Below are 25,534 nucleotides of genomic sequence, written 5' to 3'. Positions count from 1 at the left end.
AACGACTAAGAACTGCTTGTCGTCGTGCTGCTTGCGGAATTCTCTGTTTGTTCTTGCGTCGTGTCGACTGTCGAAGAATTGGCTTGAGAATTCGCACTGTTCGTTGCTTCATCGCCATCATTGTTTGATTGATTCTCAGTAGTTGTTTCTGCAACCGGAGTGATTTGGATCGTCACTACTGTTGGATTGATCGTTGTTCCCTCTGGTACTGGAATCGTTACTGTCCGTTCGGTCGTGGTTGTGATCTCACTAACATCCACTGGGACACCGATCTGCTGGGTCTCATCCAAAATACTTTGTGGTCCTGTTAGCACCGCACTGATACTACTCATCCGGTAGATGTAATGAGAAATCCCTTCTGGTGTTGTCCCCTGTTGAGTGACAAACAATTCAATTTCTTTGCTTGGTGCTTCCATCATCAATGCCACATCGACCGAATCTGGCTCAGGAATGATCGCTAAAGGATTGTTTTCACTATCCCAAGCCTCGATCGTTCCATCCACCGTGATCGAATCGCCAGTAATATCATCTGGATTCACGATCGCTACCACTCGGTCGATTTCTGCCAGTGTCTTGTCGCCAGTAGTGATCTCTACTTCTTGCGGTTCAACACTCATTGAATCAACGCCGTAACCACTCGTTGCTCCATCAGTCGAGATGACTGGCTCAACGGTAAACGTTTGGGTGACTTTTTTCTCGATCGTCACAGTGACGGTTTTGGATTCGATTTCGGCTGTCACACTTGAGCTAAGATTTTTCACTTCTAAAGGGACCTCATGGGTTCCTTCATCAAGTCCAGTCAAATCAGCAACTACTCGAAAGCTCCGCGTTTCCTCGCTACGTTCAGCATTCAATTGCACCCGATTTCGACTAGACAAAGTCACGTCTACTGTTGTTTCAAATCCTTGGATAAAGTATTCATCTGTGTCATAAGTGGTCTGAATCGGTACATTATCGATCTCTTCCTCATAAGGATTTGAAGTTCCTGCAAGGTTGACTTGCAGGCTTGATCCGCTGGCGATGAAAAACAGAACCAGACTAAAGAACAGCGCTAGTATACCATAAAATACGTTTTGACGACGTTCTTTCTTGATCATTTTCTTCCTCCTTTGTTGACCCCTTCAAAGAAAGATTGCAGCAAGTTGCGTTTACCAGGCTTTTCTTCTGGCACTAATTCGCGATTCAACACGTCGAGATACTCTTGTCGCGAAAGCTCAGTAAGCATCCGATTATTCAGGGTAATACTGACGTCTCCCGTCTCCTCTGAGACGATAATGGTCAACGCATCACTAACTTCTGAAATCCCGACAGCCGCTCGATGGCGCGTCCCAAATTCTTTGGGGATCAGCGGACTTTCTGACAATGGTAAGTAGGCACTAGCAACAGCGATCTTATCATCTCTTAAGATGACTGCACCATCGTGTAGCGGTGTATTGGGAATAAAAATATTGATCAGTAATTCGCCCGTCACGTCCGCATCTAAAGGAATCCCCGTTTCAATATATTCTTCTAACCCCGTCGTCCGTTCGATCGTGATCAATGCACCAATTTTTCGTTTTGCCATATATTGAACAGCTTTGTCCAACGCTTGGACCAACACTTCATCCCGTCGTTTTTCATTCTTAGAAGTCTTGAAGAAAGAGCTACGGCCAAGATGCTCCAGCCCTCGTCGAATTTCTGGTTGGAAAATAACAATCGCGGCGATCACCCCATATGTGATGACTTGATCCATCAACCAAGATAGCGTCTTTAATCCTACGATACCTGCCAAAAACCTTAGAACAATGAATAGGCCGACGCCTTTAAACAACTGGATCGCTTTTGTTCCTCGCACAAGCTGGATCAGCTTATAAACCAAGTACCAAACAACGATCACATCTAAAACATTTACTAAAAATGACCAAGAAAATATATCAAATGAGAGCAATTCTCTCCAATAATCTAAATTAAAAAAATCCCTGAAATTTATCAACATAAACAGCCTTCCTTTATTCTTAAGACTTCAGATAATAGTATAACATAGGACCTCTTCAAAGATTTGAAAAAAAACAAATTTATGAAAAAGTTTTGAAAAAATAAACAGCTCTTTTACTTAGTTTACCATTATCCTGAAATCATTGTTTGTCAAAGGTCTTAGAAGATTTCATCTAAACGAGCTTCTTGCACTCATTTCTTAGGAAAAACAACAAATGACCCTGAAAAACGGGTCAAACCGTTTTTCAGGGTCATTCCTCAGCGAGCGATTACTCTTGCTGACGGCGCTTTGCGCGCGCTGCACGCCGTGCTGCTCTTTCAGCGAGCTGTTCTTCGCTTAACAGCCGTTTTTCTCTTCGTACACGCTCCGTTTTTACTGCCGTTGGTTGTTCTGCATCAGTACTTACCTTTTTTTCAAGCTTTGCTCGTATTTTTTCTTCTTGACCTGCTAAGCGGGCATAGTTGTAGAAACGAGTTTTCGCATCTGAAACGGTTTTTTCAAACAATGCTTGCGCCGCATTCGGATTGGCAGACTGCAAGGATGCAAATCGAACTTGTGTCTGCATAAAGGCAGGCATTTGATCAAATGCTGGCTTTTTGAAGTCGAGTGTCATTGGCTGTTTCCCTTTTTCTGTCAACAGCGGGTTATAGCGGTAGAGACTCCAATACCCCGATGCAACTGCTTCTTGTGCTTCTTTCAAGGATTGACGCATTCCGCCTGCAAGACCGTGGGTGATGCATGGCGTATAGGCAATGATGATTGACGGTCCTGGGAACCGCTCGGCTTCTTCAAAGGCTTTGATCGTTTGCATTTGATTGGCACCAGATGCGATTTGTGCGACATAGACATGTCCGTAGGTCATCGCCATCATTCCTAAATCTTTTTTGGAAACAAACTTGCCACTCGCAGCGAATTTAGCAATGGCCGAAGTCGGTGTCGCTTTAGAGACTTGCCCCCCTGTATTAGAATAGACTTCATTATCTAACACGAGAATATTGACGTCTGCACCAGAAGCGAGAACATGATCGATACCGCCAAACCCAATATCATATGCCCAGCCGTCACCGCCTATCATCCATTGGCTTGGCTTAACAAACAAATCTTTCTCCTGCAAGATTTTGTTCAGCTGAGGTGTTGTGGCAGCTTCAGCTTCTAAGGCGGCGATCAATTTTGCTGCTCGCTGTTGCGTCCCAGCACTTTCTTCTCGATGAAGGTCCCAATCATTAATCAAAGCCTGCAATTCTTCTGATACATTGGCTTTCAACGACTGCAGCTGGGCCGCTAATTTCTCCCGTCGGGTTTGGTTGGCTAAGAACATGCCATAGCCATATTCGGCATTGTCTTCAAACAACGAGTTTGACCAAGCTGGCCCTTGTCCTAAGTGATTGGTTGTATAAGGGGATACTGGTGAGGTTCCACCCCAAATCGAAGAGCAGCCGGTCGCATTGGCGATCATCATGCGATCACCAAACATTTGGGTCAATAGTTTCACATAGGGGGTTTCCCCACAGCCCGCACAAGCACCAGAGAACTCCAACAAAGGTTTATTGAATTGAGAGCCCAAAACAGTTCCTGGTTTTGCTGGATTTTCTTTTTGACGTAAAGTCATCGCAAAAGCCCAATTTAAAGCTTGTTCTTTTTGTTCTTCGTAAGGACGCATCGTCAAAGCTTTCCCTTTGGCGGGACATGCTTCCACACAAAGGCCGCAACCTGTACAATCTTCAACGGAAACTTGAATTCGATATTTTTGCCCATTCGCGCCTCGCATCTCTCTGACGATAAAGCCTTCAGGTGCTTCGGTTAATTCATCTTCATCTGCCAAAAACGGACGGATCGCCGCATGAGGACAGACAAAAGCACACTCATTGCACATGGTACAGCGATCTGATAGCCACTCGGGCACTTCAACAGCGATGCCCCGCTTCTCAACCGCTGTTGTCCCGACAGGGATCACCCCTTCAGTCATTTGATTTCGTACGAGGGTACCCACGCTTAGTTGGTTGCCTTCTTGACGGTTGATGGGTTCCACGATTTCTCGCACAAATTGTGTTGTAGCAGTGGATGTCCTCTTCGGTACTTCGATCGTTGCCCACTTGCTTGGAACAGGGATTTCTTGTAATAATTCGATGGTGCGATCGATGGCTGCTTGGTTCTTTTCAACGATCGCCATCGATTTGTGCCGATAACTTTTCAGCGCCTCTTCTTTTAAAATCGGCAAGATTTCCCCGGTCGGAATGATGTTTGCCAAGTAAAAGAAGGCTGTTTCCATCGCGGTATTGATCCGCCCACCTAAGCCGACTTCCATTGCCAACTGCATGGCATTGATGGTATAAAAGCGGATCTCGTTTTCAGCAAGATAACGTTTCATTTTCTTCGGTAGATTTTTTAAGATTTGCTCCTGTGACCAGGTCGTATTTAATAAAAAGGTTCCGCCTTTTTTGAGTCCTTTCAGCAAATCATACGTATGCAAATACGCAGGCGTATGACATGCAACGAAATCCGCGTGTTCGATCAGATAGGTAGAACGAATGGGGGTATCCCCAAATCGCAGATGGGAAACCGTTAGACCACCAGATTTTTTCGAATCATAATGGAAATAGCCTTGTACATATTTTTCGGTATGGTCACCGATGATTTTGATTGCTGACTTATTTGCCCCGACGGTCCCGTCAGAGCCGAATCCCCAGAATTTCGCTTGGAAGGTGGATGGATCAGTTAGATCTAGCGTGCCCTTTGATGGCAACGACATTTGCGTCACATCATCCGTGATCCCAATGGTGAAGCGTTTCTTTTGGCTCGCTTTTGGCTTGAGCAATTCGTCATAAACGGCAACGATTTGATCAGGTGTCACATCTTTTGACCCAAGACCATAGCGTCCACCAATGATCGACGGCCGAATCGCTGCATCATACATGGCACTTTGCACATCCAAAAGCAAAGACTCGCCATTGGCACCAGGTTCTTTGCTGCGATCCAATACAGCGATACTTTTAACGGTAGCAGGCAGTTTTTCTAAGAAGACTTCTAGTGGGAATGGTCGATACAAATGGATCGACAAGACCCCCACCTTGCGGCCTGAAGCGCATAAATGATCCACCGTCTGCTGGATCGTTTGCGTTGAGGACCCCATCGAAACGATGACTTCTTCGGCGTCCGAAGCACCATAATAATCCACTAAATCATAGTTGGTTCCTCTTAAAGCATTGATTTTTTTCATGTAAAAACGAACGATCTCAGGCAATGTTTGATAATGCTGATTGATCGTTTCCCGCTGTTGAAAATGGATATCAGGATTTTGATTCGTTCCACTCGTCGTCGGGTGATTCGGGTTCATGGCTTTTTGTCGAAAGGTAGCCAATTTTTCATGATTGACCAACTGCGCCAATTCCTCATAATTTAAGACCTCTATTTTTTGAATCTCATGACTGGTTCGAAACCCATCAAAAAAGTTTAAAAATGGGATATTGGCTTCGATAGCTGCTAAATGAGCGACTGGCGCTAAATCCATTACTTCTTGGACACTGCTTTCCGCTAACATAGCAAAGCCTGTTTGTCGGGTGGCCATTACATCGGTATGATCTCCGAAAATATTCAATGCATTGGTGGTCACTGCTCGGCTGGCGACATGAAAGACGCCTGGCAGCATTTCCCCAGCAATCTTGTACATATTTGGTACCATTAATAAAAGTCCCTGGGATGCCGTATAGGTCGTCGTTAAGGCGCCCGTTTTTAATGAGCCGTGAACCACACCGGCCGCCCCTGCTTCAGATTGCATTTCAACCACTTTCACCGGCTGCCCAAAAAGATTATGCTTTCCTTGAGCAGACCACTGATCCACTAATTCAGCCATGGTTGAACTAGGGGTTATCGGATAGATCGCCGCAAGTTCCGTAAAGGCATAGGAAATATAGGCTGCTGCCGTATTGCCATCCATTGTTTTTCTTTTTCTCATCTATATAACTTCCTTTAATCATCATTTTGCACAATAAAACACAATTCATTATAGCTGAAAATCAAGGAATATAAAAGCACAGTCAGGGGATTTTTCACAATTTCGTGAAACGAAATACATAGTATTCAGCTCATTCTCCCCCTCTTTTCACAGACTTAAATCAAAAGACCTGAGGCTTTTCTTTCAGCAGAAACTTCGGTAAACTAAAAGAAAAAGGAGGAATCTTAATGGATATTTCAATCATCAAAGCACAAGAAACAAATGCGGTAACAGGGATACATATCGGAGATCCATCAGCTAAACCGATCGTCGAATTTATGAATTTGCGCTGCCCTTACTGTCGGCAATGGTTTGAAGAATCGTTACCGATCTTAGGTGAAGCTGTCGCAGCTGGGAAACTACGCCGTGTCATCAAACTATTCGACAAAGAAAAAGAATCATTGCAACGAGGCAATGTGATGCACCGATTTGTTTCCAGTACAGATCCTCAGGCAACGATCGCTGAGATCACAAAAATTTATCAAACACAAGACGAATGGGGGCATTTATCTTTACCTGAAGTGGCAGAATATGCGAAAAATACCTTAGGGCTATCTGAACAAGACCATCCTGCGATCGCAGGAGAAATTGTGGAAGAAGCGAAAAACGCCAACATTCAATTTGTGCCAACGATTATCTTAGATGGGCACATTTTTGATGAATCGATCTCTGCTGAGGAATTAACTGCATTGATCAATGAATAACCACTAACAAAAAACAGGAGCCGATTTGACGTGGAAGTTCGCGTCAAATCGGCTCCTGTTTTTTGATTCATTTTTATTCCATTCGACTAGCTGACTTGTTCCCGAAGATGATCCGCAAATTCATTGATTTTGCGAATGCGATGATTGATTCCTGATTTCGAGATCGCTCCTGATGGAATCATTTCTCCTAGCTCTTTCAAGCTGACCTCGGGATGTTCCAAACGTAATTCGGCGATTTCTTGCAGCTTTTCAGGTAAAGCTTGCAAGCCAACTCGATCTTGAATAAATTCGATATTGTCGATCTGCTTCGAAGCAGCGTCGATCGTTTTGTTCATATTGGCGGTTTCGCAATTCACCAAACGGTTGACTGAGTTACGCATATCACGCACGATCCGCACGTCCTCGAATTTCAGCATGGAATTGGTGGCACCGATCAGTGTCAAAAAATCAGCGATTTTCTCAGCGCCTTTCAAGTAAGAGATATACCCATTTCTGCGTTCTAATGCACGGGCATTCAATCCATATGCGTTTAGCATATCGCAAATATCTTGGTTATGCTCCTCGTAGATGGAATAGATCTCTAAATGATAGCGGCTGGTTTCTGGATTGTTGATGGACCCAGATGCCATGAAAGCGCCTCGTAAATAGGAACGCATTTTTTGAGTATTGCCCATGATCTCATCAGAAACATGGCTTTGAAACATCAGCCCGTCCATGATATCTAAGTCCAAAAGCACGCGCTGTGTATCTTGCTTCAAACGAACGATGTAAACGTTGTTCTTTTTTAATTTCATTTTACGACGGACCAGCAATTCGCTGCGCACGTCGTAATGATCTTTTAGTAACGAATAGATGCGTCTGGCAATCGCCGCGTTTTCTGTTTGAACGTTTAAAACAAATTGTTGGTTGTTGATACTTAATGACCCATTCATCCGAATCAAAGCGGCCAATTCTGCCTTGGCATGTTCGCGATGAACTTCTAATGCGGTCAATTCTTTTTTTACTTCTGCTGCAAAGGACATAAAAAAATCCCTCCTTTCTTAGATTTTGGCCCCGTAAACGATACGTAGAAGTTCTTCAATCACTTTATCTCCGTCATGAAAAACTCCGCCATCTCTAAGCTCCAGAAAGTCAGCTGAAATGACACGGCTGGCTTCTTCTCGCAGTCCTTGGAAATCGTGTTTCACTTGTACAAGATATTCATCATAAATCTCTGGGTCCATATACCCTTCTGGAACTTTCTCGGTGTTGACTAACACCGTATCAATAAAGGGTTTGCCTAAATGCTTATGCAGGACCCGCACATGGTCGGCATCACTAAAGTGTTCAGTTTCACCTTTTTGGGTCATGATATTACAAATATAAACCGTTTCAGCTTGTGTTTCCAACATTGCTTGGCCGATCTCGCTAATCATGAGATTGGGCAAAATACTAGTAAAGAGACTACCAGGACCCAAGACGATCATATCTGCCTCCATAATTGAAGAAACAACTTTACGAGCTGCTTTCGGCTCATCATTATTTTCTTGATTACGAACAAAGACCCGATCGATCGTTTTGCGATCAACCGCGATCTTGGACTCTCCTACCGCTTCGGTGCCGTCTTTAAAAACAGCGTGCAACACCAATGGCAGATCTGACGAAGGATAAACTCGTCCATCGATATGCATGATTTTTGACAAAATTTGAATGGCTTCATAGGTACTGCTGCGCATTTCAGCAATCGCCGCAATAATCAAGTTCCCCAGGGCATGATTGGCTAAAAATTTGTCTTCGGCTTTAAAACGGTATTGAAAAATATCATTATACAGTTGCGGCATATCAGATAGAGCCGCCAAAACATTGCGCAGATCCCCTGGTGGCGAGATAGAGGAAACCAAATTGCGAATTTCGCCGCTGCTACCGCCATCATCAGCGACCGTAACGATCGCTGTGATGTCGACACCCTGATTCCGCAAGCTCTTCAGGATGACTGGTAACCCAGTTCCGCCACCTACCACAACGATCTTCGGCTTTCTGATTCGGTACGTTTTCATTTTCATGAACGATTCACCGTCTCTTTACGCTTATCTTTGTCGCGATGAGTAATATTGACGCGATAGTCTTCTGCCAAAACCGCACCGATGCGCTCAGATAATGCAACTGAACGGTGTTGGCCCCCAGTACAGCCGATAGCCACCGTCAAGCTGCTTTTGCCTTCCTTGACATAGCCTGGCATGATCGTTTGCAACAGTGTACTAAATTGCTGATAGAATTCTTCCGTTTCTGGAAAAGACATGACGTACTCATACACGGGTTCATCTTTACCCGTTAAAGGACGCAACTCTGGAATGTAATGGGGATTCGGTAAGAAACGAACATCCATCACAATATCAGCATCGATCGGCAAGCCATACTTGAAGCCAAATGAAAGTATTTCAATACGAAACCCTGTCTCATGAGAAGCACGAAATTCTTGATTGATTTTTTCTCTCAATTGCCGTGGGGTCAGCGTCGTTGTGTCGATAACAATACTGGCACGCGTCTTCAAATCGTTTAAGATCGCTCGCTCTTTGCGAATGCCTTCCGTAACTAAGCCATCCATCGCTAATGGATGTGCTCTTCTCGTTTCTTTGTATCTTGACACCAATTCATTGTCCGATGCATCTAAAAAGAGCATCCGTGTGTCGATAAAATTCGTGTTTTCAATATCGATCAGCATACTTTGGATTTCTTCAAAAAACGATCTTGAACGCAGATCGACAACTAAGGCAATTTTTGTCACTTTTCCTGATTCTTTGATCAGTTCCCAAAATTTAGGGATCAAGCTTGGGGGCATATTATCGATACAAAAGTACCCCATATCTTCAAAACTCTGGATCGCGACCGTTTTGCCGGCTCCGCTCATCCCAGTAATAATGACCAATTCTAAATGATCCACTTCAGTCATAGGTAAAACTCCTTTCTGAAACAACTCTATTATATCATGCCGGGCGTATCATTGGAACACTGGCATAAAAAAAGACGTTAGCTCAAAAAATGCCGCTAACGTCGCTATCAGCTTTAGATTGCTTGGCGATTTGCCAATGCTTTTTCGATCGTCCGATCAACTAAAATCGATTGGGCATCGACGACTGGATACGGATTATCAGTCACAAATTCATCCATCAAGGACAACTCGGTACATCCAAGCACTACGCTTTCACAGCCGATACGTTCGGTGACTTCTTCCAGTATCTCAAAGTAAAGTTCTTGATCCAAATGATCATTTTCTTTGATTCGATCATAGATCAATGTATTGACCTTTTTTTGGATCGTCGGCTCTGGAAGATAGACGTCAAGTCCGAACTTCCGCAATTCTTTCTCATAGATGCCGGCTTTGACACTGCCTTCTGTCCCAAGAAAGGCCACTTTTCCAGTGACGCCTTTTTCAAAAACGACTTTCGCAGCCTCACGAGGCATATGCAAAATCTCGATCTCAGTGGCAGCTTGCAGCTCATCAAAAAAATAATGGGCGGTGTTACAAGTCAACACAATAAAATTTGGCTTTAACAAATTTTGTTTTTCGATGTCGTCCATTAAATATGGAACAGGGTTTTCTAACGTGTTGTCTAAAATATATGCCGTCCGATCTGGAACTGTCGCATGATTGAATAAAACATAGTTCAAGTAATCTTGGTCTTTATGGGTCTGTGTCCGTCGGTTTAAAATGCGGACAAAACTTTCCGTCGCTAACGTTCCCATGCCGCCTAAAATACTAAAAAAATTCTCCATCTTCTAGCCTTCTTTCGTATGGAAATACGTTTTGAATCGTTTGTTGTACAGATGGAACATTCTCTTTAATAGAATCCAACGCTTTAGAGATAAGTCTTCTTTGTAAAAGACAGTCGTTCCCCAGCGATTTTCTGCTAATAATTTTTTTGCTCGTTCTTTCGCAGGATTTTCTTTTGCATAAGTCAAGAAAATATTTTTTGGTACCCCTAGCCATAATTTCGCTTCAGGTGCGTCAGCTTTGCCATAAACCGTTTCTGTGTATGGTTTTTCGAAGACTAAATCCTCTGTGATGAACTTCGCCAGATTCAATCCGCTTAAGGTAATAAAGAAACTGCTTCTTCCTTGACGCAAGTTGATTTCAAATAATTTATATTGACCGTCTCGAGCATCATATTTCAAGTCAAAATTGGCAAATCCAACATATTCGATCTCTTTTAAAAACTTACGGATCATTTGATAGATTTGATCATTTTCATCTGGAATGATCACGACATAATTCCCAACAGCTCCAGGCGTTGGATCCTCTAATAAAGGATGACCTAAGCCCATCACGCGAACTTCGTGATTCTCATCAACATAGGCATTTAAGACCCGCATGTTGCTGTCATCGCCAGGAATAAAATCTTGGACGATCATTTCATATTGATAACCCGCTTGATAAATGCGAGAAACGATTTCTTCAAATTCTGTTCGATTGTCAATAATGAAGGCTTTCTTGCGCCCTTCAAAATCAACTGACAGCCACGCGACACTATTTGCTGGTTTCAAAGCCACAGGAAAATCAAAAGGCAGCTCTCCTTTGAACGTTCCTTCCGTCAACAGTTCAGGTGTTAAAATGAAGGTCTTAGGATAAGGCAAGCCATATTCCTCGCAAACTTCGTAAAAACTGACTTTATTGATCAACCGTTTTAATAGGGAATAGTCATTGGCAATAAAGGTATAATAAGGCTTCAATTCTTCTTTATGCTTCGCTAACAGTTCTGCATAGCCATCGCCGCAGGGAATCAATAAATATTTCATGGCAGGATCGTTGTAAGTATTTTTTCCTAACTTGATCAACGTCTCAGTGAATCCCGGATCATGGTCAAAACCTTCCACTTGATTGATTGTAACGATTTTACTAAAGCGGGTTGGCGCAAGTTCCGCACCAGCATAAGCAACTGATTGAATGCCATATGCTTCGTGGAATGCTCTGGCCATACCATAAACATTCATATCGCTTCCTAATAATATGGGAAGAAAATTTTCCTGACTCATCAAAAATCACTCTCTCTTTTGAATACGAAAAACGACCTCTCTCGTTTCGTTTAATTACAATAGAATTATAATACCACAAAGAAAAAAGCAATCAAAGTATCTATCTTTGATTGCTTTCTCCCACTTTGAACGGATAGAACTTATAGGCAGTTTATTCAATGCGAATATACGTATACCTATTGCTATTCTATCAAATAAAATTTTGATTTCAAGCCCTTATCATGAAATTTGCAGATATTTCACGCTTCCTTAAACTTTAGCGAAACCTATTGACAGACAAGTAAAAAAGTGAGTGCTCTTTTCCTTGCTTAAAGGACTTTTTTCAAATAATGACCGGTGTAGCTTTCAGAAACCGCAGCAATTTCTTCTGGTGTACCAGTTGCAATGATCGTTCCACCGCCTTCGCCACCTTCTGGACCTAGATCAATCACATGGTCCGCTGATTTGATGACATCCAAGTTGTGTTCGATCACTAAAACGGTATTGCCAGCGTCGACAAATCGTTCCAAAACTTTCAACAAACGGGCAATATCATCCGTGTGCAGACCAGTCGTTGGTTCATCTAAGATATAAAAACTCTTGCCATTGGAATTTTTGTGCAGTTCACTGGCAAGCTTCATCCGTTGCGCTTCCCCACCAGACAAAGTAGTCGCTGGTTGTCCCATCGTGACATAACCTAGACCGACATCGACGATCGTTTGCAATTTTCGATGGATTTTAGGAATATGTTGGAAAAATTCCACTGCATCTTCCACGGTCATATCTAAGATTTCCGAAATATTTTTTCCTTTGTAATGAACTTCTAACGTTTCTGAGTTATAACGTTTGCCATGACAAACCTCACAAGGTACGTAGACATCAGGTAAGAAGTGCATCTCGATCTTGATGATTCCGTCCCCTTTACATGCTTCACAGCGTCCACCTTTTACATTAAAACTAAAGCGGCCTTTTTTATAACCACGGACTTTCGCCTCATTGGTTTTAGCAAATAAATCGCGGATGTCATCAAAGACACTGGTATACGTTGCTGGATTGCTTCGAGGCGTCCGACCGATAGGGCTTTGATCGATATCGATTAATTTCTCAATAGCTTCATAACCAGTAATGGTTTTAAAGCGACCAGGCTTGTTCGAATTCCGATTGATTTTTTGCGCCAAGGCTTTTTTCAAAATTTCGTTGACTAATGTCGATTTACCAGAGCCAGAGACCCCAGTAACGGCGACGAACTTTCCTAATGGAAAATCGACCGAAATGTTTTTCAAGTTATTCTCAGAAGCACCGGTCACACGAATCTTTTCACCATTGCCTTTGCGGCGTTGCGTTGGTGTCGGGATTTGTCGTTTTCCTGATAAGTATTGACCTGTTAAGGAAGACGCATTGGCTGCGACTTCATCAGGAGTGCCTGCAGCGACGATCTCGCCACCTGCGTGTCCTGCACCTGGACCGACATCGATCAAGTAGTCCGCTGCCCGCATCGTGTCTTCGTCATGCTCAACGACGATCAGGGTATTCCCAAGATCACGCATTTTCCGCAATGAATCTAGTAAGCGATCGTTATCCCGTTGGTGAAGACCGATCGATGGCTCGTCAAGAATGTAGAGCACCCCAGACAAATTGGAGCCGATTTGTGTTGCCAAACGAATCCGTTGCGCTTCCCCACCAGAGAGTGTGCCTGATGCACGACTCAAGGTCAAATAGTCCAATCCGACATTTTTCAAGAAACTTAAACGATCATCGACTTCTTTCACGATCGGACGTGCGATCATTTGCTCTTGTTCCGATAGTTTCAATTCTTCGACAAAGTTCAACGCATTGTTGATTGCCATCTCGCTCATTTCACCAATGTGTTTTCCGTTGACTTGCACGCACAGCGCTTGAGGGTTCAAACGATAGCCATGACAAGTTTTACAAGTCAATTCCGTCATATACAAACGCATTTGATCACGGGTGAAATCAGAGTTGGTTTCATGATAACGGCGCTTAATATTTGGTAAGATTCCTTCAAAAGCTACCTCAACATCACGCACGCCACCGAAATCATTCTCATAATGGAAATGGAAAATTTCGCCATTCGAACCATTCAAAATAATGTCTTTGTGTTCTTCTGGCAGCTCTTCAAAGGGTGTGTCCATATCGATATTGAACTCTTGACAGGCTTGTTCCAGCATTTGCGGATAGTACTGTGAACTGATTGGGTTCCAAGGTAATAGTGCGCCTTCACGCAACGTTTTGCTTTGATCGGGAATCACTAGGTCGACATCGACTTCTAGCTTCACACCAAGACCATCACAGTCTGGACAAGCACCAAAAGGCGCATTGAATGAAAAGAGCCGTGGCTCTAATTCACCAACTGTAAAGCCACAATACGGGCAAGAATAATGTTCACTGAAAAGCATCTCTTCTTGACCAATCACATCGACTACCGCATAGCCATCAGCTAAACGTAATGCCGCTTCAAAGGAATCAAACAGACGAGAACGGATGCCTTCCTTTACAACGATTCGGTCAATGATGATGGCAATATCATGCTTTTTATTTTTTTCTAATTCAGGCGCTTCGGAGACATCATAGACTTCGCCATCCACCCGCATCCGAACATAACCTTCTCTTTGGATACGTTCGAAGACTTTTTTGTGCTGCCCTTTCTTTTGATAAACGATAGGTGCCAACAATTGGATCTTGGTGCGTTCTGGTAATGCCAAAACTTCATCCACCATCTGCTCAACCGACTGACTAGTAATCTCAATATGATCATTGGGACAGATTGGGTGACCGATTCTGGCGTAAAGAAGCCGCAGATAATCATTGATTTCAGTAACCGTCCCCACTGTTGATCGCGGGTTCTTGCTGGTGGTTTTTTGATCGATAGAAATCGCTGGACTAAGTCCATCAATGCTATCTACGTCGGGTTTATCCATTTGCCCTAAAAACTGACGGGCATACGCCGATAGACTTTCGACATACCGGCGCTGTCCTTCGGCATACAACGTATCAAATGCTAAGGAGCTTTTCCCTGAACCCGAAAGACCAGTTACAACAACGAGCTGGTCTCTGGGAATCGTCACATCGATATTTTTTAAATTATGGGCCCGTGCCCCATGGATCACGATTTTATCATTTGCCATATTGTTTCTCCTTCTAATCAGCAGCTTTTAGCTCAAGAATAGTATCTCTCAAGGTAGCAGCCGTTTCAAAATCCAGTGCTTTCGCAGCATCTTTCATTTCTTTTTCTAATTTCAACAACAAGGTTGCTTTTTCTTCACGACTCAATTCTTCATAAGAAGTCGCGGTGTATTCGCCAGTTTCTTCCGCCACTTTCGTGATCGCGATCAGATCGCGAATCTCTTTGATGATGGTTTTCGGTACGATTCCATGTTCTTCGTTATAGGCTTCTTGAATACTTCGGCGTCGCGCTGTTTCGTCGATCGCTCGCTGCATCGAATCGGTCATTTTATCGGCGTACATAATTACTTTTCCTTCTGAGTTACGAGCTGCTCGTCCGATGGTTTGGACTAATGAACGCTCGCTGCGCAAGAAGCCTTCCTTATCGGCATCAAGGATCGCAACCAGGGAAACTTCTGGGACGTCTAACCCTTCTCGCAGTAAGTTGATTCCGACCAGTACATCAAATTCACCGAGCCGCAGGTCGCGAATGATCTCTGTTCGTTCCAATGTTTTGATGTCACTGTGCAAGTATTTGACTTTGATCCCTAATTCTTTAAAGTAATCCGTCAAATCTTCAGACATTTTTTTCGTCAAGGTCGTGACAAAGACCCGTTCATTTCGCTCAACTCGCTCATTGATTTCTCCTACTAGGTCGTCAATTTGACCCATGATCGGTCGTACTTCGATCACCGGATCTAACAGACCAGTCGGACGAATGATTTGTTGAATGACGGTATCGGTTTGATCGTATTCATATGGTCCAGGTGTTGCTGAAACATAGACGATTTGATTGACATGCTTCTCAAATTCTTCCAAGCGTAACGGACGGTTATCCAGTGCAGAAGGCAAACGGAAGCCATAATCCACTAACATTTGTTTTCTAGCACGGTCACCATTATACATCCCACGAACTTGCGGCATGGTCACGTGGGATTCATCAATAACGATCAGAAAGTCATCAGGAAAGAAATCTAATAACGTATAAGGCGGTTCGCCTTCTTTTCGTCCATCCATGTGGCGAGAGTAGTTTTCGATTCCTGAGGTATACCCCATTTCTCGCATCATTTCAATATCATAGTTGGTTCGCTGCTCTAAACGCTGTGCTTCCAGCAGCTTATTTTCTGCTCGCAAAACTTTCAGTCGTTCATCGAGTTCACTTTGTATCGAAGCGATCGCATGTTCCATATGGTCTTCATTGGTCACAAAGTGAGTTGCCGGAAAGATCGACACATGTTCGGTGTCACTCATGATCTCGCCCGTCAAGGCATCGACTTCACGAATCCGATCGATTTCATCGCCAAAAAACTCAATGCGTAACGCTCGCTCATCACGAGAAGCTGGGAAAATCTCCACAACATCGCCACGTACGCGAAAACGTCCCCGTTGAAAATCGATGTCGTTTCGTTCAAATTGGATCTCGATCAATTCTTTTAATAGTTGATCGCGAGACTTTTCCATCCCTACTCGTAAAGAAACAACCTGTCTGGCATACTCGATCGGCGAACCTAAACCGAAAATACAAGAGACAGAAGCTACAACGATCACATCGTTTCTCTCTAATAAAGAACTTGTGGCCGAGTGACGCAACTTATCGATTTCATCGTTGACACTGGAGTCTTTTTCGATGTATGTATCACTGGAAGGAACATACGCTTCTGGTTGATAGTAATCATAGTAACTGACAAAGTACTCGACCGCATTATTTGGGAAAAAGTCCTTGAACTCGCCATATAATTGTCCAGCCAGTGTTTTATTATGGGCAATGATCAATGTCGGTTTATTGACTTCCTTAATTAGATTAGAAATCGTATAAGTCTTACCGGTCCCAGTGGCTCCCAACAAAATCTGTGCTTTTTTTCCACCGACCACCCCGTCAACCAATTGATGGATCGCTTCTGGTTGATCCCCAGCTGGTTGATATTTTGATACTAAGTCAAATTCATGGGAAGTTGTTCTTTCGATCATCTTCATTCCCCCTCGATTATTCTAAACGACAACAAAAAAAGAAAAACTCGCTGCCGCTTTTCCATAAATAAGTATATCATAGCGAACATACTTTCGCCATCATTTGCTATGAAAGTTTCATGCGATTAAGCATAACTTAACATGTTTGATTTTCTAACATCTGATGTGAGGTTTAAGCAATTTTGTCATATTTTTAAAGAGAAAGACTTGTGTGTTGAAGAAAAAATCCATATAATCTATAAATACGTTATATCTAAAGGGGGAATTTTCTTGAAAAGAAAACACATGTCCTTCGCTTTAATCGCGCTGATTATCAGCATTTTTACGCTATCAGTAAAGTCAGCAAGTGCGGAGGAAACTACGTATAAGATAGGAACAGATTTAACATTTGCTCCTTTCGAATTCCAAAATGAAAATAATGAATACGTTGGGATCGATATAGATTTATTAAACGCGATCGCTGAAGATCAAGGTTTTGCAGTTGATTTACGTCCTTTAGGTTTTGACGCCTCCATTCAAGGCGTGCAATCAAATCAGTTAGATGGCATGATTGCTGGGATGAGCATCACTGATGAACGTAAAGAAACGTTTGATTTCTCAGATCCTTATTTTGATAGTGGGATTCAAATGGCGGTAGCTGCGGACAATGACAGCATTACTAGCTACGAAGATCTTGAGGGCGAAACGGTCGGTGCAAAGGTTGGTACCGAAAGTGCCCGCTTTTTAGAAGAAAATAAAGACCAATATGGCTACGACATCAAACTTTATGATGACGCTACTGGGTTGTATGGCGCTGTACGCAATGGTACTGTGGCAGCCGCTTTTGATGATTATCCAGTGCTTGGCTATGCCATCAACAACGGCGAACCGATGAAACTTGTCGGCGAACCTGAAAAAGGTGCTTCTTACGGATTCGCTGTCAGAAAAGGCCAAAATCAAGAACTACTTGAAAAATTCAATGCTGGTTTAGCCAACATGAAAGCTTCTGGCAAATACGACGAAATCGTCAATACTTACATCACAACGTCTGATTCAGATGCAGACACCAGTGAAATGGTGAAAGTCGAACCAAAGAAAGATGTTTACCGAATTGCCAGTGACTCCGCCTTCGCTCCATTTGAATTCCAAAATGAAGACAATGAGTATGTAGGGATCGATGTGGATTTAATGAATCGGGCGGCAGAATTGCAAGGGTTCAACATTGAATTCAATTTCATCGGTTTTTCAGGAGCTTTGCAAGCCTTGGATGGTAACCAAGCAGATGGGATGATCGCTGGGATGACGATCACTGATGAGCGTCGTCAATCCTATGACTTCTCTGACTCTTACTTTGAAAGCGGCATTCAGATCGCTGTAAAAGAAGGCAATGATTCCATCAATTCCTATGAAGATTTAGATGGAAAAACCGTTGGTGCGAAAGTGGGAACAGAAAGTGCAGACTTCTTGATCGCCAACGAAGAAAAATATGGCTATTCGATCAAATATTATGATGCAGCCGATCAATTATATGCAGCTGTTAACGGCGGACAAATCGATGCCATGATGGATGATTATCCAGTGATCGGTTATGCCATCAGCCAAGGTCAAAAACTAGTGACACCGATTGAAAAAGAATCTGGCGGTCAGTACGGTTTTGCGGTGAAAAAAGGCCAAAATCCTGAACTGATCCAAATGTTCAATGAAGCATTGAAAGAAATGAAACGGACTGGCGAGTACGATCAAATCATCAATAAATACATTGAAGATGGCTCTGCCACAGAAAAACGAGTGGATGAATCAACGATCACTGGTTTGATCAGCAACAACTATAACGTCTTATTAAAAGGTTTATGGAATACCCTTTTACTAGCATTGATTTCTTTTGCCTTAGCATTAGTGATCGGCATCATTTTTGGACTATTTAGTGTTGCTCCAATCAAAGCATTGCGGGTTTTTGCAGGGATCTATGTTGATATCATTCGTGGTATTCCTATGATGGTATTGGCTTTCTTCATCTTCTTCGGACTTTCCGATGCCATTGGTATCACGATTCCCGACTTTGCAGCCGGGGTCATTACATTGACTTTAAATGCCAGTGCCTATATCGCTGAGATCGTCCGTGGCGGGATCAATGCGGTGCCAAAAGGTCAGATGGAAGCCTCTCGTAGTTTGGGGATGACCTACACTCGGACAATGCAGAAAATCATTTTACCGCAAGCGATCAAAATCATGATTCCATCTTTCGTTAACCAATTCGTTATCTCGTTGAAAGATACAACGATCATCTCGGTTATCGGAGTCGTAGAATTATTGCAAACTGGGAAAATCATCGTTGCTCGGACTACGCAAAGTACCTATGTTTACTTGATCATCGCGATTATTTACTTAGTCGTGATCACAGCTTTAACGAAACTTGCAAAAGTTTTAGAAAAGAAGGTGAAATAGCATGAAAGAAAAAATCTTAGTTGAAAATCTTGTAAAAAAATACGGCGACAATACCGTATTGAACAATATCAATGTTTCAATCGCTGAAGGAGAAGTCGTTTGTGTGATCGGTCCTTCAGGATCTGGGAAATCGACGTTCTTACGCTGTTTGAACCGCTTAGAAGAACCAACCAGCGGCGATATTATCGTTGACGGCGCACATCTGATGGATAAAAACACCAATATCAATGCTGTTCGTCAACATATCGGCATGGTGTTTCAGCATTTCAATCTCTTCCCTCACTTGTCGGTTTTAGAAAATATCATTTTAGCACCGATGGATCTAAAAAATGCTTCTCGGCAAGAAGCGGAAAAGAACGCAATTCGTTTATTAGAAACGGTCGGTTTGGCAGATAAAAAAGACATGTACCCTGACAATCTGTCTGGAGGACAAAAACAACGGGTGGCGATCGCTAGAGCTTTAGCAATGAATCCCGATGTGATGTTGTTCGATGAACCAACCTCCGCACTCGATCCAGAAATGGTTGGCGATGTACTAAATGTTATGAAGGGTTTGGCAAAACAAGGAATGACCATGGTGATCGTTACTCACGAGATGGGGTTTGCCAAAGAAGTAGCAAACCGTGTGATGTTTATTGACGGCGGGAACTTCTTGGAAGACGGTACCCCTGAGCAAATCTTTACCAATCCTAAGCATGAGCGTACCAAAGACTTCTTAGACAAAGTATTGAATATTTAAAAAAACCTCTGCATCAGTCCGACGAAGGAACTGTTGCAGAGGTTTTCTTTATTGTTTGTTCCGTTTCGTTTCATCTGCGATCCGCTTTTGATTTTCCCCCAAAAACACTTTTGTATCGATGGGGTTTGCTTTGTTCGCCCCGCCGATGCCAGTATCAACCATTTTCCCCCAGCCCTTCAACGGCTCTTTCCCCGCTGCACGAAGCTTGGCATTTTTTAACCGTAATGCCTGTTTTTTTACTTCTTTTTTCGCTTGATGTTTTGCTTGCCAGTCCCTTAAGATCTTCATTCCCTCTTCCTCTCTTTTCTATTAAAACAATGCCACATTCAAATGCTCGAAAACATTCCCAACGATCTGTTTGCGTCAAATGCCCTTTGCCACTGAAGCCGTATTTTTTTATCTTGTAGTTGACTATAGTATATCACGTGAATTTCATAATCATCAGGAATAGAGACTAAATTTTATTAAAACTATGAAATGCAATTTGAAATCGAGTAGTCAGATCAGGAGTGGCATGTTACACTTATTAAACAACACTCCCTCCATAACTGCATAAGCTGTATAAATACATTGATTCTTTTGTTTAACCATCGGTCAGAACCCTTCTTATAAAAAACCAACCTTAAAATAACAACAAAAGAAAAATGCAGAAAATTACTTTGGAGGCATGCATCGTATGAAAACCATCTATTTCTTTCCCTTACTGATTTTCCTTTCCTTATCACTCACAGGCTGTACCCTGATTGACGAACTCCTGGATGAAACGCGACAAAGCAGTTCTTCATTAGAAACAGCGGTGACGTCTCAATCATTGTCAATGGATTCGGAAGCTAGCAGCTCTTCCTCTACTGAAAAGCAATCAACGTCTACTACAATTGACATAAGCAGCTCTTCTGACAGCCTTGATCAACAGTCAGTAAGTACCGAAGAATCCACCTCTCACTTCACCTATTGCGAGCAATTGCAGATTGGATTGCCACGACGTTGGAATAGAACCGTCACCAAAGATTTGCTCCACCAATTGCAAGAAGGAATGTCCTGCGATCAAGTATTAGAGATCATGGGTGGACTGCCTTCTTGGCGACTAGCGATTCTAGGCGTGGAATCCAATGCCTGGATCAATCAAGAGGGCGAAGCGATCATCGTTACCCTTTCCAACCGAACCGTTACTGGCGTTACCTGGCATGATCAGTTTTCTGAAACAGAAATTGAGTAATCCATTAAGCGATCTCTCGTAACTAAGATTGGCAAAATGCGTGATGAAATTCAAACACCTCTATTATCATAAGTCGTCTAAAAAACTTAGGAGTTGAAGGATAAAATGAAACTGAATCGTCCTCAGAAAAAAATCCGGGAGCATCGCAGAAGAAGTCTTTTGCTTTGTTTGGGCATTAGTTGTTTTTTACTCGGAGCTGTCCTCTTCTACAGCGAAAATCAACCAGCAGCTGCCTACGAGCAGTTTTTAGAGATCGATTACTTAACTGCTTTACTGGAAGAAAGACCTTCCCCTGAATCCATCAGCGATCTTGGCCTCGATCTCATCAAACGTAGTGATCGGGTAAACCAAGAGCGCAGTGCCATTAACCGAAAGCGGCGCCGCGAAAATGTGATCGTCACGGAAGAGACTAGAAAAGTTTTTTCTCCCGATCAAGGAGCAATGGTTGATGAAGTAAGAAAAGTAACCACTCGTTTACCTGATTCAGCCATTGATTTGTTATCAACGATGGCTGACAGCAGCGCTCTCGAGACAAAAAGAGTTCCTTTAGGTTCAAGGGACAAACTGTCCAAAATCAGCTTTGATTTTGACTCCGATAACGCGGGAAATGAACATTTATCTAGAATCACATTGGTTGATGTCCCAGAATTTTTCGGTATTGATTTCTCACAATTCGGGAAAGAGGATGATATTGAGGAGATCAAAGAGACATTGATCGAACAGTATGGTTTAGATGCTCACATCAGAGACGTTAGCGCCATTCGGAGACTTTTCTTTGTTCATGAAGGATTTGAGTTTTACATTAGTCAAACCTATAATCCAAACGGAGTCGGCATCACTGTCCAAGCAGTAGAACCATAAACAAAAACTATCGAACCCCCGTCTCTTTGCGGGTTTAACAAAAAAGGCGTCTGCGAATCCAAACGCAGGCACCTTTTTTCTACTTCTATTTTTATTTAGGCAAAAACGGTCGACCAATTGTCACGTTCATCAAGAAATTCTTGCGCTAATTTTTGCGCACCCTCTAAGGTATGGTTCGCCGCCCAACCGCATTGCACTTCATTGCTGGCAGGTACTTCAGTTGCTTGCAAAACGTCCTTCATGGTTTTTTCTAGGACGGTCAAAATCTCTTCATAATCGTCGTGATTCAAGACAGTCAAATAAAAGCCGGTTTGGCAGCCCATTGGTGACCAGTCCACGATATAATCCGCATGATTACGAATCAATTCTGCCGTCAAATGTTCTAGCGAGTGCAGACTTGCCATATCTATATGCGCTTGGTTCGGCTGCTTCAAACGGACATCATATTTGATGATGGTATCATTCGTTCCTTGTTTTTTATCGGCAACCCGTACATAAGGTGCTTTGACTTTCGTATGATCCAAATTAAAGCTTTCAACATTCATTTTCATTGTACTTCTCTCCTACTCTTTTAGTGCTTCCACAAGCCAAACATACTCATTGATCTGCTTAAAACGACTGGTAAACCCATGCTGACGAAAGTACCGTTCGATATCCGCTGTGACTGGATAGTACTCTCTTTGCAGATCAGCGGCTAGTCGCTGGTAACCAGCTTGCCGTGCTTCATCGATTCGTTCCATTTTGTGGGCTAGAGAAAGAAACATCGTATCCCCGAAAAGCACTTTCCCGCCTTTGGGCAGCATCGCAGCATATTTGCCGATTGCCCGTTGTTTTTCGTCCTCCGTAAGATGATGAAAAACATAGGTAGAAACGATCGTATCAATCACATCCGTGATCTCAGGAAAAACCTCCATATCACCATCTACAAAAGTCACTTTAGAAAGACTGGGTTTTGACTTGGCGATTCGCCGCATCTCTGGCGATGGCTCGATTGCCAGCACGTTTTTTCCTTGATCAAGCAGAGCTTGTGTTAGATTTCCAGTTCCACTACCAAATTCTACCACAGACTGCCCTGCTTTTTCAGCTATTTCAGCGAGTAACTGTTCATATTTGAAAAAAACCGCTCGATATTCTTCATCCTTACCTGCAACTGTTTCATCGTACTCAGCTGCCCAGTCAGAAAAAATTGGAATAAACTCTCTCCCCATCACTAGCTACCTGCCTTTTCAAACGCTTGTTCTAAATCTGCCTGCAGATCCTCACCGTCTTCGATGCCGAGAGACAACCGAATCAAGCCATCTTTGATCCCAGATTGCTCACGAATTTCTTTAGGGATCGAGGCATGGGTCATCACGGCTGGCACTTCTACCAAGCTTTCCACGCCACCTAAGCTTTCTGCTAAAGTAAAAATCTTTAATGATTCAACAAATTCTGCTGTTTTCGATTCATCGTTTAGTTCAAAAGATATCATACCGCTATACCCAGACATCTGTGATTTGGCGATCTCATGTCCTTCATGGGCAATCAATCCTGGATAATACACGTTTGCGACAGCTGGATGTGCTTGTAAGTAGTGAGCAATTTTCATCGCGTTGTTTTGATGTGCTTCCATCCGCAAAGCAAGAGTTTTGATGCTTCGTTGAATCAACCAGCTATCATGAGGCCCCAATACACCACCAATGGCGTTTTGTAAAAAAGCAATTCTTTCGGCGATTTTTGGCTCTTTGGCAACCGCTAACCCAGCTACTACATCACTGTGTCCACCGAGATACTTGGTAGCACTGTGAATCACAATATCTGCGCCTAATTGTAGCGGCTTTTGAAAGTAAGGGGTCGCAAAGGTATTATCCACGATCGTCAAAATGTCCTGTTTTTTAGCTAGTTGGGCAACGATTGCGATGTCCGTGATCTTCAATAATGGATTAGTCGGCGTTTCCAGAAAGATCGCTTTGGTTTCTGGAAGGATGGCTGCTTCAACGGCAGCTAGCTCATTTGTTTTGACAAGTGTATAAGACAATCCGCTTTTTTCTAATACTTGATGGAGCAAACGAAACGTCCCGCCATATACATCATCCCCTAAAATGACATGATCTCCAGTCTGAAACAGCGAGAAGACCGCATGGGTGGCTGCTAATCCAGAGGCAAAAGCAAACCCTTGGGCGCCTTCTTCCAGATCCGCAATCAATTCTTCTAAGGCAAATCGAGTTGGATTGCCTGAACGACTGTATTCATATTGCTTTGGCTGACCAAGAGCATTTTGCCGATAGGTTGATGTTTGGTAAATTGGCACACTAACCGCACCAGTCATTTCGTCTTCGCTGATACCGCCGTGGATTACTTTTGTATTAAAATGCATGGTTTACTCCTCCTATGAATGGGGTGATTGCTGATTCACCCGCATAAATCTGTTTTGATAGATAGCGATCGCCTCCATCTGGAAAGACGGTAACGATCGAGCTTCCAGTTGGTAATTCGAGGCTTTCTTTTACTGCTGCTGCCATCGCCGCTCCACTTGAACTTCCAACAAGCAAACCATAGTTTCTTGCCAAGTAACGAGTAAAAGCAAAGCCTTCCGCATCACTGATCGTATAAATTTGATCAATAAGCAAATCGTCAAAAAATTGTGGAATGAACTCAACACCGATCCCTTCAATCTCATGTCCATGGGCAGGCCCGCCATTTAATATCGATCCTTCTGGTTCAACGACAGCAAGTCGAGTGCTTGATTTTTGCTTCTTTAAGTATGTTGCGACACCCGCGAAGGTCCCCCCGCTGCCAGCTCCAGCAACAAAGCTGTCAATTTTTCCAGATAACTCCTGAAAGATCTCTGGGCCTAAGGTTGCTTGGTAGGCTGCAGGATTGTTTTGATTGTGAAATTGCATTGGCATATAACTATTTGGTAGCTGTTTTGCTATTTCCTTTGCTTTTTCAATCGCCCCTTGAATGCCTGCTTCAGTGGGCGTATGAACGATGGTCCCGCCCAACGCTTCAATCAGTTGCTGCTTTTCAAGGCTAAATTTTTCAGGAATGACAAAAATCATTTTTAAGCCATACTCGATTCCAGCTAAAGCTAAACCAATTCCAGTATTTCCCGCTGTCGGTTCGATAACGGTTGTCTCATGATCGATCATATGCTCGCGAAACGCTTCATCGATCAAATACTTTCCTAAGCGGTCCTTGATACTTCCACCAGGATTTAAATACTCAAGTTTCGCATAGATGGTACTTCCCTTTTTGCCGCCAAATGCTGCGGCATCAAATTCAAAGAATGGGGTGTGCCCAATCAATGCTTTTATATTATTAACGATCATCGCTCGACTCCTCGCTCAACTTTGTTTGGCACAACTCGTATGCTTCATGTACTCATTTTCATTTGCAATCATCAGCCGTCGCCAATGAAAGCGGTAAAAAACAGCAAACAAAAAGGGGTACTGACTATTACATCAGTACCCCAAAAAAATGTCGTCTTATCCGGATAGAAGTG

General features: G+C 43.0%; 20 protein-coding genes. 5 read left to right on the top strand and 15 right to left on the bottom strand.

Annotated elements, in window-relative coordinates; genetic code table 11:
* Positions 1-5 precede the first annotated feature (5 nt).
* The 3 genes from IGI96_RS15580 to nifJ form a co-directional block, all read right to left on the bottom strand.
* Complete coding sequence (locus IGI96_RS15580; RefSeq protein ID WP_438785334.1) at positions 6-1,097, bottom strand: CdaR family protein; 1,092 nt, start codon at positions 1,095-1,097, stop codon at positions 6-8.
* Positions 1,094-1,975: a diadenylate cyclase CdaA gene (cdaA, locus tag IGI96_RS15575; protein ID WP_005235688.1), complete on the bottom strand. Its 882-nt coding sequence runs from the start codon at positions 1,973-1,975 to the stop codon at positions 1,094-1,096. The genes IGI96_RS15580 and cdaA overlap by 4 nt, the downstream gene beginning before the upstream one ends.
* 268 nt (positions 1,976-2,243) lie before the next feature.
* Positions 2,244-5,927: a pyruvate:ferredoxin (flavodoxin) oxidoreductase gene (nifJ, locus tag IGI96_RS15570; RefSeq protein ID WP_438785333.1), complete on the bottom strand. Its 3,684-nt coding sequence runs from the start codon at positions 5,925-5,927 to the stop codon at positions 2,244-2,246.
* Between the two features lie 227 nt (positions 5,928-6,154).
* Between nifJ and IGI96_RS15565 the strand changes: the two genes are divergently transcribed.
* Positions 6,155-6,670 carry a DsbA family protein gene (locus tag IGI96_RS15565; protein ID WP_016610143.1) on the top strand — a complete coding sequence of 172 codons (516 nt, stop codon included), beginning with the start codon at positions 6,155-6,157 and terminating at the stop codon, positions 6,668-6,670.
* Positions 6,671-6,756: 86 nt separating this feature from the next.
* Here the strand turns inward: IGI96_RS15565 and whiA are convergent, their stop codons facing one another.
* From whiA to uvrB, 7 genes are all read right to left on the bottom strand, one after another.
* Positions 6,757-7,692, bottom strand: coding sequence for a DNA-binding protein WhiA (whiA, locus tag IGI96_RS15560; protein ID WP_005225954.1), 936 nt, complete (start codon positions 7,690-7,692; stop codon positions 6,757-6,759).
* An 18-nt stretch (positions 7,693-7,710) separates the two neighbouring features.
* Positions 7,711-8,712, bottom strand: coding sequence for a gluconeogenesis factor YvcK family protein (locus IGI96_RS15555; RefSeq protein WP_010748165.1), 1,002 nt, complete (start codon positions 8,710-8,712; stop codon positions 7,711-7,713).
* A complete protein-coding gene (rapZ, locus tag IGI96_RS15550) occupies positions 8,709-9,599 on the bottom strand; it encodes an RNase adapter RapZ (RefSeq protein ID WP_005225952.1) in 891 nt (296 codons plus the stop codon). The genes IGI96_RS15555 and rapZ overlap by 4 nt, the downstream gene beginning before the upstream one ends.
* Before the next feature lie 113 nt (positions 9,600-9,712).
* Positions 9,713-10,423: an amino acid racemase gene (locus tag IGI96_RS15545; protein WP_005225951.1), complete on the bottom strand. Its 711-nt coding sequence runs from the start codon at positions 10,421-10,423 to the stop codon at positions 9,713-9,715.
* Between the two features lie 3 nt (positions 10,424-10,426).
* A complete protein-coding gene (locus IGI96_RS15540) occupies positions 10,427-11,680 on the bottom strand; it encodes a carboxylate--amine ligase (RefSeq protein ID WP_016610145.1) in 1,254 nt (417 codons plus the stop codon).
* Positions 11,681-11,988: 308 nt separating this feature from the next.
* Positions 11,989-14,805: an excinuclease ABC subunit UvrA gene (uvrA, locus tag IGI96_RS15535; RefSeq protein ID WP_060792071.1), complete on the bottom strand. Its 2,817-nt coding sequence runs from the start codon at positions 14,803-14,805 to the stop codon at positions 11,989-11,991.
* A gap of 13 nt (positions 14,806-14,818) precedes the next feature.
* Positions 14,819-16,810, bottom strand: a complete 1,992-nt coding sequence (gene uvrB, locus IGI96_RS15530; protein WP_015509603.1) for an excinuclease ABC subunit UvrB — start codon at positions 16,808-16,810, stop codon at positions 14,819-14,821.
* Between the two features lie 270 nt (positions 16,811-17,080).
* Between uvrB and IGI96_RS15525 the strand changes: the two genes are divergently transcribed.
* Complete coding sequence (locus IGI96_RS15525; protein ID WP_010748161.1) at positions 17,081-19,234, top strand: amino acid ABC transporter substrate-binding protein/permease; 2,154 nt, start codon at positions 17,081-17,083, stop codon at positions 19,232-19,234.
* 1 nt (position 19,235) lies between these two features.
* Complete coding sequence (locus tag IGI96_RS15520) at positions 19,236-19,973, top strand: amino acid ABC transporter ATP-binding protein (protein WP_438785332.1); 738 nt, start codon at positions 19,236-19,238, stop codon at positions 19,971-19,973.
* A 48-nt stretch (positions 19,974-20,021) separates the two neighbouring features.
* Here IGI96_RS15520 and IGI96_RS15515 read toward each other — a convergent pair whose 3' ends face one another.
* Entirely contained in the window at positions 20,022-20,261 is a 240-nt protein-coding gene (locus tag IGI96_RS15515; protein ID WP_142967264.1) for a hypothetical protein, read from the bottom strand.
* Between the two features lie 388 nt (positions 20,262-20,649).
* Here IGI96_RS15515 and IGI96_RS15510 point away from each other — a divergent pair, with 388 nt between their 5' ends.
* Together IGI96_RS15510 and IGI96_RS15505 are read left to right on the top strand one after the other, a co-directional pair.
* A complete protein-coding gene (locus IGI96_RS15510) occupies positions 20,650-21,189 on the top strand; it encodes an outer membrane protein assembly factor BamE (RefSeq protein ID WP_142967263.1) in 540 nt (179 codons plus the stop codon).
* A gap of 105 nt (positions 21,190-21,294) precedes the next feature.
* Positions 21,295-22,050: a Tat pathway signal sequence domain protein gene (locus tag IGI96_RS15505; protein ID WP_074934012.1), complete on the top strand. Its 756-nt coding sequence runs from the start codon at positions 21,295-21,297 to the stop codon at positions 22,048-22,050.
* A 95-nt stretch (positions 22,051-22,145) separates the two neighbouring features.
* Here IGI96_RS15505 and IGI96_RS15500 read toward each other — a convergent pair whose 3' ends face one another.
* Genes IGI96_RS15500 through IGI96_RS15485 form a run of 4 tightly spaced genes read right to left on the bottom strand, consistent with a single transcriptional unit; the run spans position 22,146 to position 25,361 of the window.
* Positions 22,146-22,601, bottom strand: coding sequence for an S-ribosylhomocysteine lyase (locus tag IGI96_RS15500; protein ID WP_438785331.1), 456 nt, complete (start codon positions 22,599-22,601; stop codon positions 22,146-22,148).
* Between the two features lie 12 nt (positions 22,602-22,613).
* Entirely contained in the window at positions 22,614-23,258 is a 645-nt protein-coding gene (locus IGI96_RS15495; RefSeq protein ID WP_086338282.1) for a class I SAM-dependent methyltransferase, read from the bottom strand.
* A gap of 2 nt (positions 23,259-23,260) precedes the next feature.
* Complete coding sequence (locus IGI96_RS15490; protein WP_074934015.1) at positions 23,261-24,406, bottom strand: cystathionine gamma-synthase; 1,146 nt, start codon at positions 24,404-24,406, stop codon at positions 23,261-23,263.
* Positions 24,396-25,361 (bottom strand): PLP-dependent cysteine synthase family protein, encoded by a 966-nt coding sequence (locus tag IGI96_RS15485; RefSeq protein WP_086338283.1) that lies wholly within the window; start codon positions 25,359-25,361, stop codon positions 24,396-24,398. The genes IGI96_RS15490 and IGI96_RS15485 overlap by 11 nt, the downstream gene beginning before the upstream one ends.
* Positions 25,362-25,534 lie beyond the last annotated feature (173 nt).

The sequence above is a fragment of the Enterococcus sp. DIV0421 genome (assembly GCF_051713745.1).
In the GTDB taxonomy this organism is placed as follows: domain Bacteria; phylum Bacillota; class Bacilli; order Lactobacillales; family Enterococcaceae; genus Enterococcus_D; species Enterococcus_D casseliflavus.
This window is presented reverse-complemented; position numbering and strand designations above follow the sequence as displayed.

What these genes read in the sequence shown, in the direction of transcription:
- cdaA (WP_005235688.1), bottom strand. Translation starts at nt 1,975, where the DNA reads ATGTTGATAAATTTCAGGGATTTTTTTAATTTAGATTATTGGAGAGAA.
- IGI96_RS15520 (WP_438785332.1), top strand. Translation starts at nt 19,236, where the DNA reads ATGAAAGAAAAAATCTTAGTTGAAAATCTTGTAAAAAAATACGGCGAC.
- IGI96_RS15495 (WP_086338282.1), bottom strand. Translation starts at nt 23,258, where the DNA reads ATGGGGAGAGAGTTTATTCCAATTTTTTCTGACTGGGCAGCTGAGTAC.
- IGI96_RS15545 (WP_005225951.1), bottom strand. Translation starts at nt 10,423, where the DNA reads ATGGAGAATTTTTTTAGTATTTTAGGCGGCATGGGAACGTTAGCGACG.
- IGI96_RS15490 (WP_074934015.1), bottom strand. Translation starts at nt 24,406, where the DNA reads ATGCATTTTAATACAAAAGTAATCCACGGCGGTATCAGCGAAGACGAA.
- IGI96_RS15515 (WP_142967264.1), bottom strand. Translation starts at nt 20,261, where the DNA reads ATGAAGATCTTAAGGGACTGGCAAGCAAAACATCAAGCGAAAAAAGAA.
- IGI96_RS15510 (WP_142967263.1), top strand. Translation starts at nt 20,650, where the DNA reads ATGAAAACCATCTATTTCTTTCCCTTACTGATTTTCCTTTCCTTATCA.
- IGI96_RS15485 (WP_086338283.1), bottom strand. Translation starts at nt 25,361, where the DNA reads ATGATCGTTAATAATATAAAAGCATTGATTGGGCACACCCCATTCTTT.
- uvrB (WP_015509603.1), bottom strand. Translation starts at nt 16,810, where the DNA reads ATGATCGAAAGAACAACTTCCCATGAATTTGACTTAGTATCAAAATAT.
- IGI96_RS15555 (WP_010748165.1), bottom strand. Translation starts at nt 8,712, where the DNA reads ATGAAAATGAAAACGTACCGAATCAGAAAGCCGAAGATCGTTGTGGTA.
- IGI96_RS15505 (WP_074934012.1), top strand. Translation starts at nt 21,295, where the DNA reads ATGAAACTGAATCGTCCTCAGAAAAAAATCCGGGAGCATCGCAGAAGA.
- rapZ (WP_005225952.1), bottom strand. Translation starts at nt 9,599, where the DNA reads ATGACTGAAGTGGATCATTTAGAATTGGTCATTATTACTGGGATGAGC.
- uvrA (WP_060792071.1), bottom strand. Translation starts at nt 14,805, where the DNA reads ATGGCAAATGATAAAATCGTGATCCATGGGGCACGGGCCCATAATTTA.
- nifJ (WP_438785333.1), bottom strand. Translation starts at nt 5,927, where the DNA reads ATGAGAAAAAGAAAAACAATGGATGGCAATACGGCAGCAGCCTATATT.
- whiA (WP_005225954.1), bottom strand. Translation starts at nt 7,692, where the DNA reads ATGTCCTTTGCAGCAGAAGTAAAAAAAGAATTGACCGCATTAGAAGTT.
- IGI96_RS15500 (WP_438785331.1), bottom strand. Translation starts at nt 22,601, where the DNA reads ATGAAAATGAATGTTGAAAGCTTTAATTTGGATCATACGAAAGTCAAA.
- IGI96_RS15565 (WP_016610143.1), top strand. Translation starts at nt 6,155, where the DNA reads ATGGATATTTCAATCATCAAAGCACAAGAAACAAATGCGGTAACAGGG.
- IGI96_RS15580 (WP_438785334.1), bottom strand. Translation starts at nt 1,097, where the DNA reads ATGATCAAGAAAGAACGTCGTCAAAACGTATTTTATGGTATACTAGCG.
- IGI96_RS15540 (WP_016610145.1), bottom strand. Translation starts at nt 11,680, where the DNA reads ATGAGTCAGGAAAATTTTCTTCCCATATTATTAGGAAGCGATATGAAT.